14 protein-coding genes are annotated in these 16,218 nt (G+C 73.0%); 9 read left to right on the forward strand and 5 right to left on the reverse strand.

Annotation, left to right across the window (positions count from 1 at the left end; all coding sequences use genetic code 11):
• The first annotated feature begins 34 nt into the window (after positions 1–34).
• The gene (locus tag ACZ4TO_RS18460; protein WP_468024738.1) at positions 35–1,177 is read left to right on the forward strand and encodes an LLM class flavin-dependent oxidoreductase; all 1,143 of its coding nucleotides are present in this window, start codon (positions 35–37) and stop codon (positions 1,175–1,177) included.
• Here ACZ4TO_RS18460 and ACZ4TO_RS18465 read toward each other — a convergent pair.
• Entirely contained in the window at positions 1,167–2,240 is a 1,074-nt protein-coding gene (locus ACZ4TO_RS18465) for an acyl-CoA dehydrogenase family protein (protein ID WP_468024739.1), read from the reverse strand. The genes ACZ4TO_RS18460 and ACZ4TO_RS18465 overlap by 11 nt on opposite strands.
• 101 nt (positions 2,241–2,341) lie before the next feature.
• On the opposite strand from ACZ4TO_RS18465, the gene ACZ4TO_RS18470 reads away from it, so the two are divergent.
• The 4 genes from ACZ4TO_RS18470 (at position 2,342) to ACZ4TO_RS18485 (ending at position 6,367) form a co-directional block, all read left to right on the forward strand.
• Positions 2,342–2,695, forward strand: coding sequence for a YciI family protein (locus ACZ4TO_RS18470; protein WP_451075781.1), 354 nt, complete (start codon positions 2,342–2,344; stop codon positions 2,693–2,695).
• On the forward strand, positions 2,695–3,894 hold the full coding sequence (locus tag ACZ4TO_RS18475) for an RNA polymerase sigma factor (RefSeq protein WP_468024740.1): 1,200 nt from the start codon (positions 2,695–2,697) through the stop codon (positions 3,892–3,894). The genes ACZ4TO_RS18470 and ACZ4TO_RS18475 overlap by 1 nt, the downstream gene beginning before the upstream one ends.
• 480 nt (positions 3,895–4,374) lie before the next feature.
• Positions 4,375–5,280, forward strand: a complete 906-nt coding sequence (locus ACZ4TO_RS18480; protein WP_382794865.1) for a universal stress protein — start codon at positions 4,375–4,377, stop codon at positions 5,278–5,280.
• A gap of 64 nt (positions 5,281–5,344) precedes the next feature.
• Positions 5,345–6,367, forward strand: coding sequence for a zinc-dependent alcohol dehydrogenase (locus tag ACZ4TO_RS18485; RefSeq protein ID WP_385045229.1), 1,023 nt, complete (start codon positions 5,345–5,347; stop codon positions 6,365–6,367).
• 18 nt (positions 6,368–6,385) lie between these two features.
• Here ACZ4TO_RS18485 and ppk2 read toward each other — a convergent pair whose 3' ends face one another.
• A complete protein-coding gene (ppk2, locus tag ACZ4TO_RS18490; protein WP_382794871.1) occupies positions 6,386–7,189 on the reverse strand; it encodes a polyphosphate kinase 2 in 804 nt (267 codons plus the stop codon).
• 86 nt (positions 7,190–7,275) lie between these two features.
• Here ppk2 and ACZ4TO_RS18495 point away from each other — a divergent pair, with 86 nt between their 5' ends.
• Positions 7,276–9,660, forward strand: a complete 2,385-nt coding sequence (locus ACZ4TO_RS18495) for a phosphoketolase family protein (protein WP_468024741.1) — start codon at positions 7,276–7,278, stop codon at positions 9,658–9,660.
• Between the two features lie 137 nt (positions 9,661–9,797).
• Positions 9,798–12,182, forward strand: coding sequence for a glycoside hydrolase family 65 protein (locus tag ACZ4TO_RS18500; RefSeq protein ID WP_385045236.1), 2,385 nt, complete (start codon positions 9,798–9,800; stop codon positions 12,180–12,182).
• Between the two features lie 39 nt (positions 12,183–12,221).
• Here ACZ4TO_RS18500 and ACZ4TO_RS18505 read toward each other — a convergent pair whose 3' ends face one another.
• Together ACZ4TO_RS18505 and ACZ4TO_RS18510 are read right to left on the reverse strand one after the other, a co-directional pair.
• The gene (locus ACZ4TO_RS18505) at positions 12,222–12,926 is read right to left on the reverse strand and encodes a response regulator (protein ID WP_382794880.1); all 705 of its coding nucleotides are present in this window, start codon (positions 12,924–12,926) and stop codon (positions 12,222–12,224) included.
• Between the two features lie 151 nt (positions 12,927–13,077).
• Positions 13,078–13,542 carry a Crp/Fnr family transcriptional regulator gene (locus ACZ4TO_RS18510; RefSeq protein WP_382794883.1) on the reverse strand — a complete coding sequence of 155 codons (465 nt, stop codon included), beginning with the start codon at positions 13,540–13,542 and terminating at the stop codon, positions 13,078–13,080.
• Positions 13,543–13,846: 304 nt separating this feature from the next.
• Here ACZ4TO_RS18510 and ACZ4TO_RS18515 point away from each other — a divergent pair, with 304 nt between their 5' ends.
• A complete protein-coding gene (locus ACZ4TO_RS18515) occupies positions 13,847–14,467 on the forward strand; it encodes a hypothetical protein (protein ID WP_468024742.1) in 621 nt (206 codons plus the stop codon).
• Between the two features lie 207 nt (positions 14,468–14,674).
• Positions 14,675–15,565 carry a universal stress protein gene (locus ACZ4TO_RS18520; protein WP_468024743.1) on the forward strand — a complete coding sequence of 297 codons (891 nt, stop codon included), beginning with the start codon at positions 14,675–14,677 and terminating at the stop codon, positions 15,563–15,565.
• 58 nt (positions 15,566–15,623) lie between these two features.
• Here ACZ4TO_RS18520 and ACZ4TO_RS18525 read toward each other — a convergent pair whose 3' ends face one another.
• On the reverse strand, positions 15,624–16,208 hold the full coding sequence (locus ACZ4TO_RS18525) for an Rv1733c family protein (RefSeq protein WP_382794891.1): 585 nt from the start codon (positions 16,206–16,208) through the stop codon (positions 15,624–15,626).
• Positions 16,209–16,218: the final 10 nt, after the last annotated feature.

The raw sequence follows: 16,218 nt of genomic DNA on the forward strand, positions 1-16,218 counted from the left end.
ACCCCGCAGGTCCAAACGATCGGAGAACGCCGCCGTGTCCCTCACCTTCCACTGGTTCCTGCCCACCAACGGCGACAGCCGCGACGTCGTCGGCGGCGGGCACGGCACCCCCGCCACCGCGACGGGGCGGGACCGGCCGCCGACGGTCGCCTATCTGAGCCAGATCGCCCGCGCCGCCGAGGACCTGGGGTTCGTCGGTGCCCTCACCCCCACGGGCGCCTGGTGCGAGGACGCGTGGCTGACGACCGCGATGGTCAGCCAGCGTACGGAGCGGCTGAAGTTCCTCGTGGCCTTCCGGCCGGGCTTCGTCTCGCCCACGCTCGCCGCGCAGATGGCCTCCACCTTCCAGCGGCAGACCGGCGGACGGCTCCTGCTCAACGTGGTCACGGGCGGCGAGAGCCACGAGCAGCGCGCGTACGGCGACTTCCTCGACAAGGACGCCCGCTACCGCCGTACCGGCGAATTCCTGGAGATCGTCCGGGACTTGTGGGACGGCGGGACCGTCGACCTCTCCGGCGAGCACCTCCGGGTCGAGGACGCCCGGCTCGCCCGGGTCCCCGACCCGGTCCCCGAGATCTACTTCGGCGGCTCCTCACCCGTCGCGGGCGAGGTCGCCGCCCGCCACGCGGACGTCTACCTCACCTGGGGCGAACCGCCCGCCCAGGTCGCCGAGAAGATCGCCTGGATCCGCGGGCTCGCGGCGAAGGAGGGCCGGACCGTACGGTTCGGCATCCGCCTGCACGTCATCACCCGCGACACCGCCGAGCAGGCCTGGGCGGAGGCCCGCCGGCTCCTCGACGGCTTCGACCCGGCGACGGTCCGCTCCGTGCAGGAGGGGCTCGCCCGCAGCGAGTCCGAGGGCCAGCGGCGGATGCTCGCGCTGCACGGCGGCGGCCGGGACGGACTGGAGATCCACCCCAACCTGTGGGCCGGCATCGGACTGGTGCGCGGCGGAGCGGGCACCGCTCTGGTCGGCAGCCACGAGGAGGTCGCCGACCGGATCGGGGAGTATCACGCCCTCGGCATCGACGAGTTCGTGCTCTCCGGCTACCCGCACCTGGAGGAGGCCTACTGGTTCGGCGAAGGCGTCCTGCCCCGGCTCACCGCGCGCGGACTGTGGCGGCATCCGTTCGCGGCCCCGCCCGCACCGGTGGCGCAGGTGCCGTTCAGCGGCTGAGCGGACCGTTCCGCCCGGGCGAACCCAGCGACCCCAGGTGCGCGGCGCGCACCTGGGCCGTCTGCCCCTGCACGAGCAGGAACATCCCCTCACGCGCGAGCCGTTGGGCCGGGCTGCGCAGATCCATCGCCCGCCCGCCCCCGGCCACGACCGCCGCCGTCGTGGCCGCCCGCATCACGTCGTACGCCCGTGTCTTGCACTCCAGCCGCTCCTCGATCCGCTCCGTCGGCACCGGGTGGTCGGCGAGCTCGTACGCCCGCCGCCGGACCTCGTCGAGACGCGTCCGCAGCGCGGCCGCCGTGTCCTTCGCCGAGGGATCGTCCTCCAGCAGGCCGATCGCCGTCGCGGTGATCCCGAAGACGGCCGGTGAGGCATTGGTGTTCTTGGGCCGGTCGGTGACCGCCCAGGACTCGTACGGAGTGCGCAGCGCCACCGCGTCGTCGGGCAGCCACAGCCCGTCCAGCTCCAGCGAGACCGTCCGGGACGCGGTGAGCGCGGCGAGCCGCATCGGCGGGGAGGGACGCAGTCCCCGCTGTTCGCGCGCCTCGGTGAACGCGAACAGCGCCTCGTCGTCGGCGGTCACCCCGGCCAGCAGCATGACGTCGTTCAGCCCCCAGCCGGTGTACCACGGGACCGTCCCGTCGAAGCGCCAGCCGCCGCGCTCGCGGGTCACCCGCACCGGGACGCGCGGATAGGCCCGCAACTGGGCGTACGCCACCCCGGAGAGCAGCTCACCGCGCGCGAGCGGACCGAGCAGACGCTCCCGTACCGGAAGACCGCTCTTCGCCAGGGTCGCCACCGGCGTGTGGTGCTGGGTCTGCACGAACCACGTCGAGCAGCACGCCCCGGCCAGGATCTCCGCGCTCTCGCGGACCACCGGGGCGGGCGCCGCCGAGCCGCCGTCCGCGACGGGCGCGGCGATCCCGAGCAGCCCCGACCGCTTCACGGCCTCGATGCTGCTCGCGGGCACACCGTTCAGGTCCACCTCCTCGGCCAGCGGTGCCAGCACCCGGGACGCAAGGTCCCGGGCCGCGGCGACGAGCGGATGCGGTGGGACGGTCATCGAGGAAATCTCCCGCTGTCGGCGTGGCGTGTGTCGATCCGGCGCCCTCCCGTTCGTGTAGAGGGAAAGACACCGAGTGGGACCACCGAGGAGAACACATCATGAAGTACTACCTGCTGAGCGTGATGCAGCCGCAGGGCGAGCCGCCCGCGCCGGAGGTCCTGGAAGAGATCATGCACAAGCTGGAGGTGTTCCACACGGAGCTGCGCGAGGCCGGCGCCTGGGTGTTCGCCGGGGGACTGCACGGGCCGGACAGCGCCACCGTGCTGCGGGCCCGGGACGGTGACGTCCTGGTCACCGACGGGCCGTACGTGGAGAGCAAGGAGTATCTGGGCGGGATCTGCCTGATCAAGGCGCCCGACCTGGACGCGGCGCTGACATGGGGACGCAAGGCGACCCTGGCCACGACCCTGCCGATCGAGGTGCGCCCGTTCACGCACGAGACCGAGGACTGATGCCCGTCGGCGCCGACGACGTCGAGGCCGTCTTCCGCGCCGAGTACGGCCGGGCGGTCGCCGTCCTGATCCGCTTCCTCGGCGACATCGACCTCGCCGAGGAGGCGGTCCAGGACGCGTTCGCCACGGCCATGGCGAAGTGGCCGGAGACCGGCGTACCCCCGAGCCCGGCCGGCTGGATCATCACGACGGCCCGCAACCGCGCCGTCGACCGGCTGCGCCGCGAGTCCACCCGCGCCGCCCGGCAGGCCGAGGCCGCCCGGCTGCGGACCCCGGACGAACCCGTGGAGGAGGGCCCCGTGCGTGACGACCGGCTCCGTCTGATCTTCACCTGCTGCCATCCCGCGCTGGCCCCCCAGGCTCAGGTGGCCCTCACCCTGCGGCTGCTCGGCGGTCTGACCACCGCGCAGATCGCGCGGGCCTTCCTCGTCCCCGAACCCACCATGGCCCAGCGGATCGTCCGCGCCAAGGCCAAGATCCGGGACGCGGGCATCCCCTACCGCGTCCCGCGCGACGCGGACCTGCCCGACCGCGTCAGGGGCGTCCTGGCCGTCGTCTACCTCGTCTTCAACGAGGGGTACGGGGGCCGCGCGGACCTCTGCGCCGAGGCCCTGCGGCTCGGCCGCCTCCTCGTCGAACTCATGCCGGACGAACCCGAGGCGCTCGGCCTGCTCGCGCTGATGCTGCTCGTCGAGGCCCGGCGGCCCGCCCGCACGACGGCTGACGGTGACCTGGTCCTCCTGGCCGAACAGGACCGGAACCTGTGGGACCGGGACCTGATCACCGAGGGCCAGGCCCTCGTGCGCCGCTGTCTGCGCCGGGCCCGGCCGGGGCCGTACCAGATCCAGGCCGCGGTCAACGCCGTCCACAGCGACGCGCCGACCGCCGCCGCGACGGACTGGGGCCAGATCCTGACGCTGTACGACCAGCTCATGGCGCTCGCGCCCAGCCCGGTCGTGGCCCTCAACCGTGCCGTCGCCGTGGCCGAGACCGAGGGACCGGAGCGCGCCCTCGCCCTCGTGGAGGAGCTGGACCTGGAGGGGTACCACGCCTTCCACGCCGTACGGGCCGAGCTGCTGCGCCGGCTGGGACGCGACGCCGAGGCCCTGCGGGCGTACGACGCCGCCATCCGGCTCACCGGCAGCGCGCCGGAACGCGCCCGTCTCGAACGGACCAGGGCCGCGCTCGCGGAAGCCTGACGGCCCGGCGGATCGCCGCGCGGACCCGGGCGGACCCGGGCGGACCCGGGCGGATCGCCGCGCGGACGCCGGCCGACGGCCGCGAGGACCCCGATCGACGGCCGCCAGGACCCCGACCGGTCGTCGCGAGCACCCGGACCGACCCTCGCCGCCGGGACGGTGATCGATCGTCGCGCGGACGGTGATCGAGGCCGGGCGGCGGCCCGGCATCCTCGGTATCCTCGAAGGGATCGCCACACGGCCGTGCACGAGGTCTCCCACCGACGCACCCGGTGCCGCCCTCCGTCGCCGGACCGGGCGCCGACCGCACCGCCACGAGGGGCGTCGACCATCACCTCGTCCGGAGCGCGACCGCGCGGCCCGGGCCCGCATGGGCCGAACGGCCCGGATCGGGGACCTGCGGCCCCTGCCCCGTCCGATCCCTCGACACGACCCTGGAATCGGAGCCCCACCGGGCCCCCGATTCAGGAGGTGGACATCATGCCCCGCACCGTCACCGTGGGCCTCGACGGTTCTCCCGAGAGTCTCGCCGCAGCCGAATGGGCCGCCCGCGAAGCGCGACTGCGCGGCCTGCCGGTCCGACTGGTCAACGTCTGGGAAGCGGCCCCGGACCCCGTGGCCCAGGCTCCGCTGCTCGGAGCGGAGACCCACCAGCACTGGAGCGAGCGGATCCCGCGCGAAGCCGCCGAAGGGGTGCGGGCACGCCACCCGGGCGTCGAGGTCACCACGGAGCAGCTCACCGGCCGGCCCGCCGAGGCGCTGATGAAGGCCGTGGACGACGCCGAACTCCTGGTCCTCGGCACCCGCGGGCTCAGCGGCGCGGGCGGCTTCATGGTGGGCTCCGTCGGGCTGGCCGTCGCGGCCCACGCCGAACGGCCCGTGGTGTTCGTACGGGCCGGCGAACAGGCCGCCGACGAGCACGTGCAGGACCCGGCGGGCATCCCCTCCGCCGCCGCCCCCTTCCGGCCCGTCGTGCTCGGCCTCGACACCGGCGCCCCGGACGACGCGCTGATCGGCTTCGCCTTCGAGGCCGCGCTCGTGCGCGACACCGCGCTCAGGGTCGTGCACTCCTGGAACGAACCGCCCTACATCGCCTACGGGCTGCCGCCGGACCTGAAGATGAGCACCCGGCTGGCCGCCGAGGACGCGGCCTCCATGACGGTCGCCCTGCGGACCTGGCGCGAGAAGTACCCGGCCGTCGAGATCATCGAGGACTCCCTGTCGGGCAAGCCGGCCAACCACCTCGTGGACGCCTCCCGGGAGGCCTCGCTCGTCGTCGTGGGCCGCAGGATCCGCCATGCCGCGCTCGGCGCCCACATCGGGCCCGTCACGCACGCCGTGCTCCATCACTCCACCGCCCCCGTGGCCGTCGTGCCGCACCCGTGACCGGCACGGGCCGCACCCGGGCCCGCCGCCGCTCGCGGTCCGATCGCGCAAGGAGAGACACCTGATGAAAGCAGCAGTCGTACGAGCGTTCGGTGAGCCGCTGGTCATCGAGGAGCGCCCCGATCCCGAACCCGGACCCGGCCAGGTCCGGGTCCGGCTGGAGGCCTCCGGGCTCTGCCACACCGACATCCACGCGGCCAACGGCGACTGGCCGGTCAAGCCGAGCCCGCCGTTCGTCCCCGGCCACGAGGGCGTCGGCCTGGTCGAGGCGCTCGGCGACGGCGTCACCCATCTCACGGTGGGGCAGCGGGTGGCCGTGCCCTGGCTCGGCAAGGCGTGCGGACGCTGCGAGCACTGCCTCTCCGGCTGGGAGACCCTGTGCGAGCAGCAGCTCAACACCGGCTACGGATACGACGGCGGCTACGCCGAGAAGATGCTCGCCTGGGCCGACTTCGCCCAGCCCGTGCCCGAGGGCATCTCCCCGCTCGACGCCGCCCCGCTCACCTGCGCCGGCGTCACCACGTACAAGGCCCTGAAGGTCGCCGACGTCCGGCCCAGCCAGCTCGTCGCCATCTCCGGGGTGGGCGGACTGGGCCATCTGGCCCTGCAGTACGCGAAGATCGCCGGAGCGACCGTGGCGGCCGTCGACGTCACCGACGACAAGCTCGAACTCGCCGCGGAACTCGGCGCCGACATCGTCATCGACGCCCGCAAGGAGGACCCGGGCGAGGTGCTGCGGCGCAGCGGCGGAGCCCACGCCGCGCTCGCGCTCGCGGTCAACGAGGAGGCCTTCGCCGCGGTGTACACCGGACTGCGGCGCGGCGGGAAGCTCGTCATGGTGGCGATGCCGGCGCACGGCACGATCCAGGTCCCGATCTTCGAGACCGTGCTCAACGGCACCTCGGTGATCGGCTCCATCGTCGGCACCCGGCAGGACCTGGCCGAGGTGTTCGAACTGCACGCCGCGGGCCGGACCCGGGTCATCCGCGAATCCCGGCCCCTCGCGTCGGTCAACGAGTCCATGGACGAGGTCCTGCACGGCCGGGTCCAGGCCCGCATCGTGTTCGACTTCGGCGAAGCGGGCTGACCTCCTCGCCCGAACGTCTCAGAGGCTCGCCGCGTGGTCCGGGACGAACGTCTGCAGATCACGCGGCGGGCGCACGTAGCCCGTCGACGGAGGCCGCTCGGGCAGCTCCAGCACCGGCGGCGGGACCTCGCGATACGGGACGGTGGACAGCAGATGGGCGATCATGTTCAGCCGGGCGCGGCGCTTGTCGTCGCTCTCGACCACGAACCACGGCGCCTCGATGATGTCCGTGTGCACCAGCATCTCGTCCTTCGCCCGGGAGTACGCCTCCCAGCGCGTGATCGACTCCAGATCCATGGGGGACAGCTTCCAGCGCCGCGTGGGGTCCTTCAGCCGGCGCCGGAACCGCTTCTGCTGCTCCGCGTCGCTCACCGAGAACCAGTACTTGCGCAGCAGCACACCCGCCTCGACCAGCATCCGCTCGAAGATCGGGCACTGCCGCAGGAAGAGCTGATGCTCCTCCTTCGTGCAGAAACCCATGACGTGCTCGACCCCGGCGCGGTTGTACCAGCTCCGGTCGAACAGCACGATCTCCCCGGCGGCCGGCAGATGCTCCACGTACCGCTGGAAGTACCACTGGGTGCGCTCGCGCTCGGTCGGCTTGGGCAGCGCCGCGATCCGCGCGACACGCGGGTTCAGATGCTCCGCCACCCGCTTGATCGTGCCGCCCTTGCCCGCCGCGTCCCGGCCCTCGAAGACCACCACCACACGGGCACCCTCGGTCCGCACCCACTCCTGGAGCTTCACCAGCTCCGTCTGCAGACGCAGCAGCTCCCGCTCGTACGCCGCGAGCGGCACCTTCGCCGTCTTCCCGCCGGCCATGCCGCCTCCTCCGCCGGACGACGCCTCCCGTGAGGCGCCGCGATGACCCGCCTCGTCGCCCCACCCCGATGACCTACGGAGTCACCATGCCCAAGGCCGAACACCAGGACAGCACGGTACTGACCGACGACGAACTGCGCACGCTGGACGCCCACTGGCGGGCGGCCAACTACCTTGCCGTGGGCCAGATCTATCTGCTGGCCAACCCGCTGCTCACCGAGCCCCTGACTCCCGCGCACATCAAGCCCCGCCTGCTCGGCCACTGGGGCACCTCACCCGGCCTCAACCTGGTCCACACCCACCTCAACCGGGTGATCAAGGCACGCGGACTGGACGCGCTGTGCGTCTGGGGCCCCGGGCACGGCGGCCCCGCCGTGCTGGCGAACTCCTGGCTGGAGGGCACGTACAGCCAGACGTACCCCTCTGTGCCCCGGGACCTGGAGGGCATGGAGAAACTGTTCCGGCAGTTCTCCTTCCCCGGCGGAGTCCCCAGCCATGTCGCTCCCGAGACGCCCGGCTCCATCCACGAGGGCGGCGAACTCGGCTACTCCCTCGCCCACGCCTACGGAGCCGCCTTCGACAACCCCGGGCTGCTGGTCGCCTGCGTGATCGGCGACGGCGAGGCGGAGACGGGACCGCTCGCCGCGTCCTGGCACTCCAACAAGTTCCTCGACCCGGTCCACGACGGCGCCGTCCTGCCGATCCTGCACCTCAACGGCTACAAGATCGCCAACCCGACCGTGCTCTCCCGCCTCCCCGAGGCCGAACTCGACGAACTGCTGCGCGGATACGGCCACGAACCCGTCCACGTCACCGGCGACGACCCCGCCCAGGTGCACCGGGCCATGGCCGCCGCGATGGACGACGCCCTCGACCGCATCGCCGTCATGCAGCAGACCGCCCGCGAGCAGGGCGTCGGCGAGCGCGTCCACTGGCCGATGATCGTCCTGCGCACCCCCAAGGGCTGGACCGGCCCCGCGGAGGTCGACGGCGAGCCCGTCGAAGGAACCTGGCGCGCCCACCAGGTCCCCCTCGCCTCGGTCCGCGAGAACCGCGAACACCTGCGACAGTTGGAGACCTGGCTGCGCTCCTACCGCCCCGAGGAACTCTTCGACGCCCAGGGCCGGCCGGCCGCCGACGTACTGGCCTGCGTGCCCGAGGGCTCCCGGCGCCTCGGCGCCACCCCGCACGCCAACGGCGGCCTCCTGCTGCGCGATCTGCCGCTCCCGCCCCTGGACCGCTTCGCCGTCCCCGTCGACAAGCCCGGAGCCGCCCTGCACGAACCGACCCGGGTCCTCGGCGACCTCCTCGAACACGTCATGCGCCAGACCTCGGAGCGCCGCGACTTCAGGCTGGTAGGCCCCGACGAGACCGCCTCCAACCGCCTCGACGCCGTCTACGGCGCCAGCGGCAAGGCCTGGCAGGCGGCGACCCTGCCCGTCGACGAACACCTCGACCGGCACGGCCGGGTGCTGGAGATCCTCTCCGAGCACACCTGCCAGGGCTGGCTGGAGGGCTACCTCCTCACCGGCCGGCACGGGCTGTTCTCCTGCTACGAGGCGTTCGTGCACATCGTCGACTCCATGGTCAACCAGCACATCAAATGGCTGCGGACCTCGCGCGCACTGCCCTGGCGCGCCCCGATCGCCTCCCTCAACTACCTGCTCACCTCGCACGTCTGGCGCCAGGACCACAACGGCTTCTCGCACCAGGACCCCGGCTTCGTCGACCACGTCCTCAACAAGAGCCCCGAGGTCGTGCGCGTGTACCTCCCGCCGGACGCCAACACCCTGCTGTCCGTGATGGACCACGCCCTGCGCAGCCGCGACTACGTGAACGTCGTCGTCGCCGGCAAACAGCCCTGCTTCGACTGGCTGTCCATGGACCAGGCCCGCGCCCACTGCGCCCGCGGCGCCGGCATCTGGGACTGGGCGGGAACGGCCGACGGCGACCGGGAGCCCGACGTCGTCCTCGCCTGCGCGGGCGACGTCCCCACCCAGGAGATCCTGGCCGCCGCCGACCTGCTGCGCCGCCATCTGCCCGAGCTCGCCGTCCGGGTCGTCAACGTCGTCGACATGACCCGGCTGCTGCCGCGCGAGGAACACCCGCACGGCATGAGCGACTTCGAGTACGACGGACTGTTCACCACCGACAAGCCGGTGATCTTCGCGTACCACGGCTACCCCTGGCTCATCCACCGGCTCGCCTACCGCCGCACCGGCCACGCGAACCTCCACGTGCGCGGCTACAAGGAGATGGGCACCACCACGACCCCCTTCGACATGGTCGTCCGCAACGACATGGACCGCTACCGGCTCGTCATGGACGTCATCGACCGCGTCCCCGGCCTCGGCGTGCGCGCCGCCGCCCTGCGCCAGAGGATGGCCGACGCCCGCTCCCGCCACGACATCTGGATCCGCGAGCACGGCACCGATCTTCCCGAGGTCGCCGACTGGGCCTGGACCGGCTGAGGGGGCCGGGCCCGCGCCAGGAGCAGCGTGCCGCCGCCCGTGGGTACGCGGCGGCGGCCGACGGGCACGGCAGCGGCCCGCCGTCGCCGCGCGCGTGCCGCGAGGACGGCGGGCCGCCCGTACCGGAGGATGGGGGCATGGACGACCTCACCTGGGACTACGAGGGCTACCACCCGGCGCAGGAACGCCTGCGCGAATCGCTGTGCACCCTCGGCAACGGGTACTTCGCGACCCGGGGAGCGGCCCCCGAGTGCGCGGCCGACTCCGTCCACTACCCGGGCACGTACGCGGCGGGCTGCTACAACCGGCTGACCTCACAGGTGGCCGGGCAGCAGGTCGAGAACGAGGACATGGTCAACCTCCCCAACTGGCTTCCCCTGCGCGTACGGACCGCCACCGGGACCTGGCTCACCCCCGACACCCACCGCCTGCTCGACCACCGGCTGCGCCTCGACCTGGTCGCGGGCACCCTGGAGCGTGTCTCGCGCTACGAGGACGAGGAGGGCCGGCACCTCGCCGTGCGCCAGCTCCGCCTGGTCCACATGGGCGATCCCCACCTCGCCCTGCTGCGCACGGAGCTGACGGCCGAGGGCTGGTCCGGTCCCGTCGAGATCGAGTCGGCCCTCGACGGGACCGTCACCAACAGCGGGGTCGAGCGCTATCGCTCCCTCGCCTCCCGCCACCTGACGGACGTCGGCACCGGGACCGGGAAGCCGGACACGGTCTGGCTGCGCTGCCGCACCACCGCCTCGGAGACCGGCATCGGGCTGGCCGCCAGGACCGTCACCGACGCGCCCGCCGACACCACGGACGCGCACACCCCGGGACGCGCCGCCCAGTCGCTCAGGATCACGCTCACCGACGGCCGGACCGTGACCGTGGACAAGACCGTGGCCCTCCACACCTCCCACGACCTGGCGATCAAGGACCCGCTGAACGCGGCCGTGGACCGCGTCGGGCACGCCCCGGACTTCGAGACGCTCCTGGACACCCACCGCACCGCCTGGCAGCAACTGTGGCGCACCGCCGAACTCGACGTACGCGACAGCGTGGGCTCGATCCTGCGCCTGCACCAGTTCCACCTGCTCCAGACGCTCTCCCCGCACACCGGCGAGCTCGACGTCGGCGTCCCGGCGCGCGGCCTGCACGGCGAGGCCTACCGCGGGCACGTCTTCTGGGACGAACTGTTCGTGCTGCCGTATCTGAACCTCCACTTCCCCGAGGTCTCCCGCGCCCTGCTCACCTACCGCCACCGCCGCCTGGAGCGGGCCTGCCGCGCGGCCCAGGACGCCGGCCGCACCGGCGCGATGTACCCGTGGCAGAGCGGCAGCGACGGACGGGAGGAGACCCAGCGACTTCATCTGAACCCGCGTTCCGGGCGCTGGCTGCCGGACCACTCGCACCTCCAGCACCACGTCGGATCGGCGATCGCCTACAACGTGTGGCAGTACTGCGAGGCCAGCGGCGACGCCGAGTTCCTGCACACCAAGGGCATCGAGATGCTCGTGCAGATCTCCCGCTTCTGGGCCGGCTTCGCCGAGTACGACGGCGCCCTCGGGCGGTACCGGATCCGCGGTGTCGTGGGCCCCGACGAGTACCACGACGCCTACCCGGACGCCGCCCGGCCCGGGCTCGACGACAACGCGTACACCAACGTCACCGCCGCCTGGGTGCTCTGCCGCACGCTCGACGTGCTGGGCGAGCTGCCCGAGCTGCTGCGCCGGGACCTGGTCGAGCGGACCGGCCTCGACCCCGCCGAACTCGACCTGTGGCACGAGGTGGCGAACGGACTGCACGTGCCCTTCCACGCCGGGGTCGTCAGTCAGTTCGAGGGGTACGGGGACCTCGCGGAGCTCGACTGGGAGGGCTACCGGAAGCGGTACGGCGACATCCGGCGGCTCGACCGGATCCTGGAGGCCGAGGGCGACAGCGTCAACCGGTACCAGGCCTCGAAGCAGGCGGACGTGCTGATGCTGGGCTATCTCTTCTCGCCCGCCGAACTGGGCGCCCTGTTCCGAAGGCTCGGCCACGAGGTCGACGACGCCCTCTGGCGGCGCACCGTCGACCACTACCTGAGGCGTACGAGCCACGGCTCGACGCTGAGCAGCCTGGTGCACGGCTGGGTGCTGGGCCGGGCCCGGCGCGTCGAGGCATGGACCTACATCCACGAGGCGCTCCAGGGCGACATCGCCGACCTCCAGGGCGGCACCACGGCGGAGGGCATCCACCTGGGCGCGATGGCGGGCACCCTCGACCTCGTCCAGCGCGGGCTGACCGGCCTGGAGACCCGCGGCGGGGCGCTGCGGTTCGACCCGGTGCCGCTGGCCGAGCTGTCCGAGTACGGTCTGTCGATCCGCTACCGCGGTCACCGTGGAGTCCACCTGCGCCTGAGCGCGGGGCGGCTGAACGTCAGCGTGCCCGCGTCGGACGAGCCGCCGATCGACATCACCCTGGCGGACCGCACGGTCACGGTGGCACCGGGGGAGTCCTGCATGCTCACCCTGCCCGACCGGCGACCGTGACCGGCGCCGGGCACGCGCGGGGGTGAGCCGGGGCGGGACTCAGCGCCCCGAGTGGTGGCCGGCCGCTTCCGGGTGTTCGAGCTGGTTGGCGAGGACCGCGGCCTGGACGCGGCGCTGGACGCCGAGCTTGGCCAGCAGCCGGGAGATGTGGTTCTTCACCGTCTTCTCCGACAGATAGAGCTCCTTGCCGATCTCCCGGTTCGTGAGCCCGTCCCCGATCAGCGCCAGGATGTCCCGCTCGCGCGGGGAGAGGCCGGCGAGCTCCTGCGCGACGGGCGGCTCCTCGGCCGGGTCCGCCCGCAGCTTGCGCATCAGCCGGGCGGTCGTCGTGGGGTCCAGCATCGACTGGCCGGACGCGACGGTACGGACCGCCGAGATCAGGTCGGACCCCTTGATCTGCTTCAGCACGTAGCCCGACGCCCCGGCCATGATCGCGTCGAGCAGCGCCTCCTCGTCGTCGAACGACGTCAGCATCAGACAGGACAGCTCGGGCATCTGGCTGCGCAGCTCGCGGCAGACACTGATCCCGTCGCCGTCCGGCAGGCGTACGTCGAGGACGGCCACGTCGGGGCGCAGCGCGGGGCCGCGCACGAGGGCGTGCTCCACGCTGTCCGCGTCGCCGACCACCGAGATGTCCGGCTCGGCGTCCAGGAGGTCGGTCAGACCACGGCGCACCACCTCGTGGTCGTCGAGCAGGAAGACCCTGATCGGGTCGCGCTCGGAGAACGTACGCACCTCGGCCATGACGACCCCTCGTTCAGTGACGGACCACGGATCGCGAGTCCCCTCACGTCGATCATCACGCTTCCGGCCCGGCCGCACTAGGGCCGACCGGCCCTATCCGCGTCCGCTCGCGCTCCGCGTCGCGGACAGGTCCGGAGCCCGCCGCCCGTTCTCAGCGTGCGCTGCCGCTTCCGTAGGGGGCGTACAGGTCGAGCAGCCGGGTCCGGGCCGACTGGAGCCGGTGGGCGACGATCCCGCCGACCCACGCGGTCACGGCCATCCCCAGCTCGGAATCCTCGCGGCACAGCGCCCGGACGTCCTCGGCGTCGAACTCGTAGGCGCGCACGGGACTCGTCGTCTCGGCGCCCAGATGCCAGACGTGCGGGGCGAACAGCCAGGACCAGCCGACGAGTTCGTTGTGCCCGAGCATCTCGATGACGGCCGCGCGGCGGCCCGGGACCCGCAGGTCGAGGGCCACCGTGCCGGTCCGGACGATCCAGAACCGGTCCGCGTTGCGGCCCTCTTCGAAGAGCCGGGTGCCCTCGGGGAACGACACCTCGCGGGCCAGCCCCAGGAGGCGCTCCCGGTGATCGGCGGGCAGCGCCCGCAGCATGGTGGACGTGGTGGAAGTGCTCATGATCCTGCCTCTTCCTGGCGCGTGACCCTTCCCTCTCGAATCTCCGCCCGCAGTCCGTCCGCCGCCATGGGCCGTCCGGCCCCGATGGCGGTCCGCATGGCACGGGCGCGGACCGTGGGCGGAGCCGGTCACCCGGTCCCGCGCCGGGCGTGCGGCGCGGCAGGGACCTTCGGCCCGTCGCCAGGGACTCGCGGCCCCTCCGAACTCCCTTGCGGCCGCGGGACATTGAAGGCGCAACGGAGGCGATCACAGCGGAGCCCGAGACCGGGCCCGACCTCGAACACCCCTGGGAGGGATCAGCATCATGGCAGTCCACGAGCAACCTCACCGGCACACAGGGTTCCACCTTCTGTCGCGCGGGATCCGGTCGGCACAGGCGTCGGGAGAGGCCGCGAACACCTCGGCCACGACGATCCGTTCGTACGCCCTCGCGGGTCTGCGCCTCCTGACGGGCTTCGTCTTCCTGTGGGCCTTCCTCGACAAGGCCTTCGGGTTCGGCTACGCCACCCCGTCCGGCAAGGGCTGGATCGACGGCGGCTCACCCACCAGGGGATTCCTCGGCGGAGTGGCCGCCGGACCGATGGAGTCGACGTTCCACTCCTGGGCCGGTGCCGCCTGGGTGGACTGGCTGTTCATGGCGGGCCTGCTCGGCATCGGCGTCGCCCTCGTCGCCGGTGTCGCCCTGCGGCTCGCCGCGGTCGCCGGCACGGTGATGATGGCGTTCATGTGGCTCGCCGAATGGCCGTCGGCCCGCCACCTGTCCGACGGCTCGCCGAGCATGTCGCCCAACCCCTTCGTCGACTACCACGTGATCTACGCGGTCGTCCTCGTGGCGCTCGCCGTCGCGGGCGCCGGCGCCACCTGGGGTCTGGGCCGCCTGTGGGAGCGGCTTCCCGTGGTGAGCCGGAGCCCCTGGCTGCGGTGACCGCGACCGCACCCTCGCGGCACCCTCGCGGCGACGTGAGGGCGCCGCGGTCGGACGCGTCGTCGCACGGGGGACATGAAGTCCCTGCCCGGAAGCATGAAGTCCCTTCTCACATGGGCCGGTTGGCCCCCGCCGAGGACCAGCGGCCCCTCCTCCGGGCCCGCGCGCGACGCGAGACTCGTCCTGCATCCCCAAGGAGGTCCCCAGATGTCCCGCACCATCGTCGTCGGTCTCGACGGCTCGCCCGAAAGCCTCGCCGCAACCGAGTGGGCGGCCGGTGAAGCCCGGCGCACGGACGCCCGGCTGCACCTCGTGCACGCCTGGCTGTGGCATCCCTACGTGTACGGCCTCCCGGCGGGCGTCGCGGTTCCGCCGCCCTCGGAGGACCCGCAGCGGGAGTGGGCCGAACGTCTCCCGCACGAGACCGCGGCCAAGCTCGCCGCGGACCACCCCGGTCTGTCCGTCACCGCGGAGCGCGTCGCCGAGCAGCCCGTCCCCGCGCTCCTGGCCGCCGCCGAGGGCGCCGAACTGCTGGTGCTCGGGTCCAGGGGCCTCGGCGGCGTCACCGGCTTCCTGACCGGGTCCGTGGCACAGGCCGTGGTGGCCCGGAGCCGGACACCGGTCGTTCTCGTACGAGCCGACGCGCCGCCGGCCGCCGAGGACGCCCCCGGGCGCGAGGAGGTCGTGCTCGGCCTCGACCTGGAGCACCCGGACGCCGCCGTGATCGGGTTCGCCTTCCGCTCGGCGGCCCACAGGGCGACCGGCCTGCACGTCATCCACGGCTGGAGCCCGCCGCCGTACTACGGCTACGGCGGCGCCTTCGACGCGGACGTCAACGCGGACCTGCTCACCGAGGCGCAGCGCCGGCTCACCGAGACACTGGCCCCCTGGCGGGAGAAGTTCCCGGCGGTCGAGGTGCGCCGGCAGGCCGTGATCGGCGGCGCGGGGCCGCATCTCGTGGAGGCCTCGCGCGACGCCGCGCTGGTCGTGGTCGGCCGCCGGAACCGGCAGTCCCCGGTGGGCGGTCACATCGGTCCGGTGACCCAGGCGGTGCTGCACCACTCCACGGCACCGGTGGCGGTCGTCCCGCACGACTGACCGCCCGGAACGGCGGACGGCTCGGTGTCCCGCGGTACGGACCGCGGGACACCTGGCGTCAGGGCGTCTTGTGCCCCCACTGCGGGCCGAGCCGTTCCCACTCGCGCTCCCAGCGGTTGTAGCGCCCCTGGTCGAGCCGCCACCGGGCGAGTCCGCCGGCGCCGAAGACCAGACCGCACAGGGCCACGGCGGCGCCGATGCCCAGCAGGGTGGACTCGGTGGCCGCGGCGCTCGTGGTGGGCGGTGCCGTGGTGGGCCGGCCCCGCTCGTCCAGCCAGATCACCACGTGCGATCCGGCCTTGTGCCCGGATTCCACCAGGGCACTGCCGACGCGCGGCGCCCCGTTCGCGGCGGTCCATCTGACCGTCGCCCGGACATGGTCGTAGACCGCGCTCTCCCCGGCGGGAACCGCCGATCCCGTACCGGCGACCAGGACGGCCGGGACGGCGTGCCGGTCGTGGCGCAGCCGCGTGAAGGATTCGTCGGCGGCGTGGGCCGTCACCAGTCCGGCGAGGATGCCGCCCAGCACCATCACCGTCCAGACGATCAGCACGATCCACGCCTCGAAGACGTCGTCACGGCGACGCAGCGGATTCCTCCGCCAGCGCCAGCACCACTGCCTCGCACTCTGTGCTCCGCGCATGGCACCGCAC

It is taken from the genome of Streptomyces sp. NPDC028298, from assembly GCF_055565895.1.

Excerpts from the sequence above, each read along its gene's own strand:
- ACZ4TO_RS18510 (WP_382794883.1), bottom strand. The coding sequence starts at position 13,542 with ATGAGCACTTCCACCACGTCCACCATGCTGCGGGCGCTGCCCGCCGAT.
- ACZ4TO_RS18485 (WP_385045229.1), top strand. The coding sequence starts at position 5,345 with ATGAAAGCAGCAGTCGTACGAGCGTTCGGTGAGCCGCTGGTCATCGAG.
- ACZ4TO_RS18465 (WP_468024739.1), bottom strand. The coding sequence starts at position 2,240 with ATGACCGTCCCACCGCATCCGCTCGTCGCCGCGGCCCGGGACCTTGCG.
- ACZ4TO_RS18500 (WP_385045236.1), top strand. The coding sequence starts at position 9,798 with ATGGACGACCTCACCTGGGACTACGAGGGCTACCACCCGGCGCAGGAA.
- ppk2 (WP_382794871.1), bottom strand. The coding sequence starts at position 7,189 with ATGGCCGGCGGGAAGACGGCGAAGGTGCCGCTCGCGGCGTACGAGCGG.
- ACZ4TO_RS18475 (WP_468024740.1), top strand. The coding sequence starts at position 2,695 with ATGCCCGTCGGCGCCGACGACGTCGAGGCCGTCTTCCGCGCCGAGTAC.
- ACZ4TO_RS18515 (WP_468024742.1), top strand. The coding sequence starts at position 13,847 with ATGGCAGTCCACGAGCAACCTCACCGGCACACAGGGTTCCACCTTCTG.
- ACZ4TO_RS18525 (WP_382794891.1), bottom strand. The coding sequence starts at position 16,208 with ATGCGCGGAGCACAGAGTGCGAGGCAGTGGTGCTGGCGCTGGCGGAGG.
- ACZ4TO_RS18480 (WP_382794865.1), top strand. The coding sequence starts at position 4,375 with ATGCCCCGCACCGTCACCGTGGGCCTCGACGGTTCTCCCGAGAGTCTC.
- ACZ4TO_RS18505 (WP_382794880.1), bottom strand. The coding sequence starts at position 12,926 with ATGGCCGAGGTGCGTACGTTCTCCGAGCGCGACCCGATCAGGGTCTTC.
- ACZ4TO_RS18470 (WP_451075781.1), top strand. The coding sequence starts at position 2,342 with ATGAAGTACTACCTGCTGAGCGTGATGCAGCCGCAGGGCGAGCCGCCC.
- ACZ4TO_RS18520 (WP_468024743.1), top strand. The coding sequence starts at position 14,675 with ATGTCCCGCACCATCGTCGTCGGTCTCGACGGCTCGCCCGAAAGCCTC.
- ACZ4TO_RS18495 (WP_468024741.1), top strand. The coding sequence starts at position 7,276 with ATGCCCAAGGCCGAACACCAGGACAGCACGGTACTGACCGACGACGAA.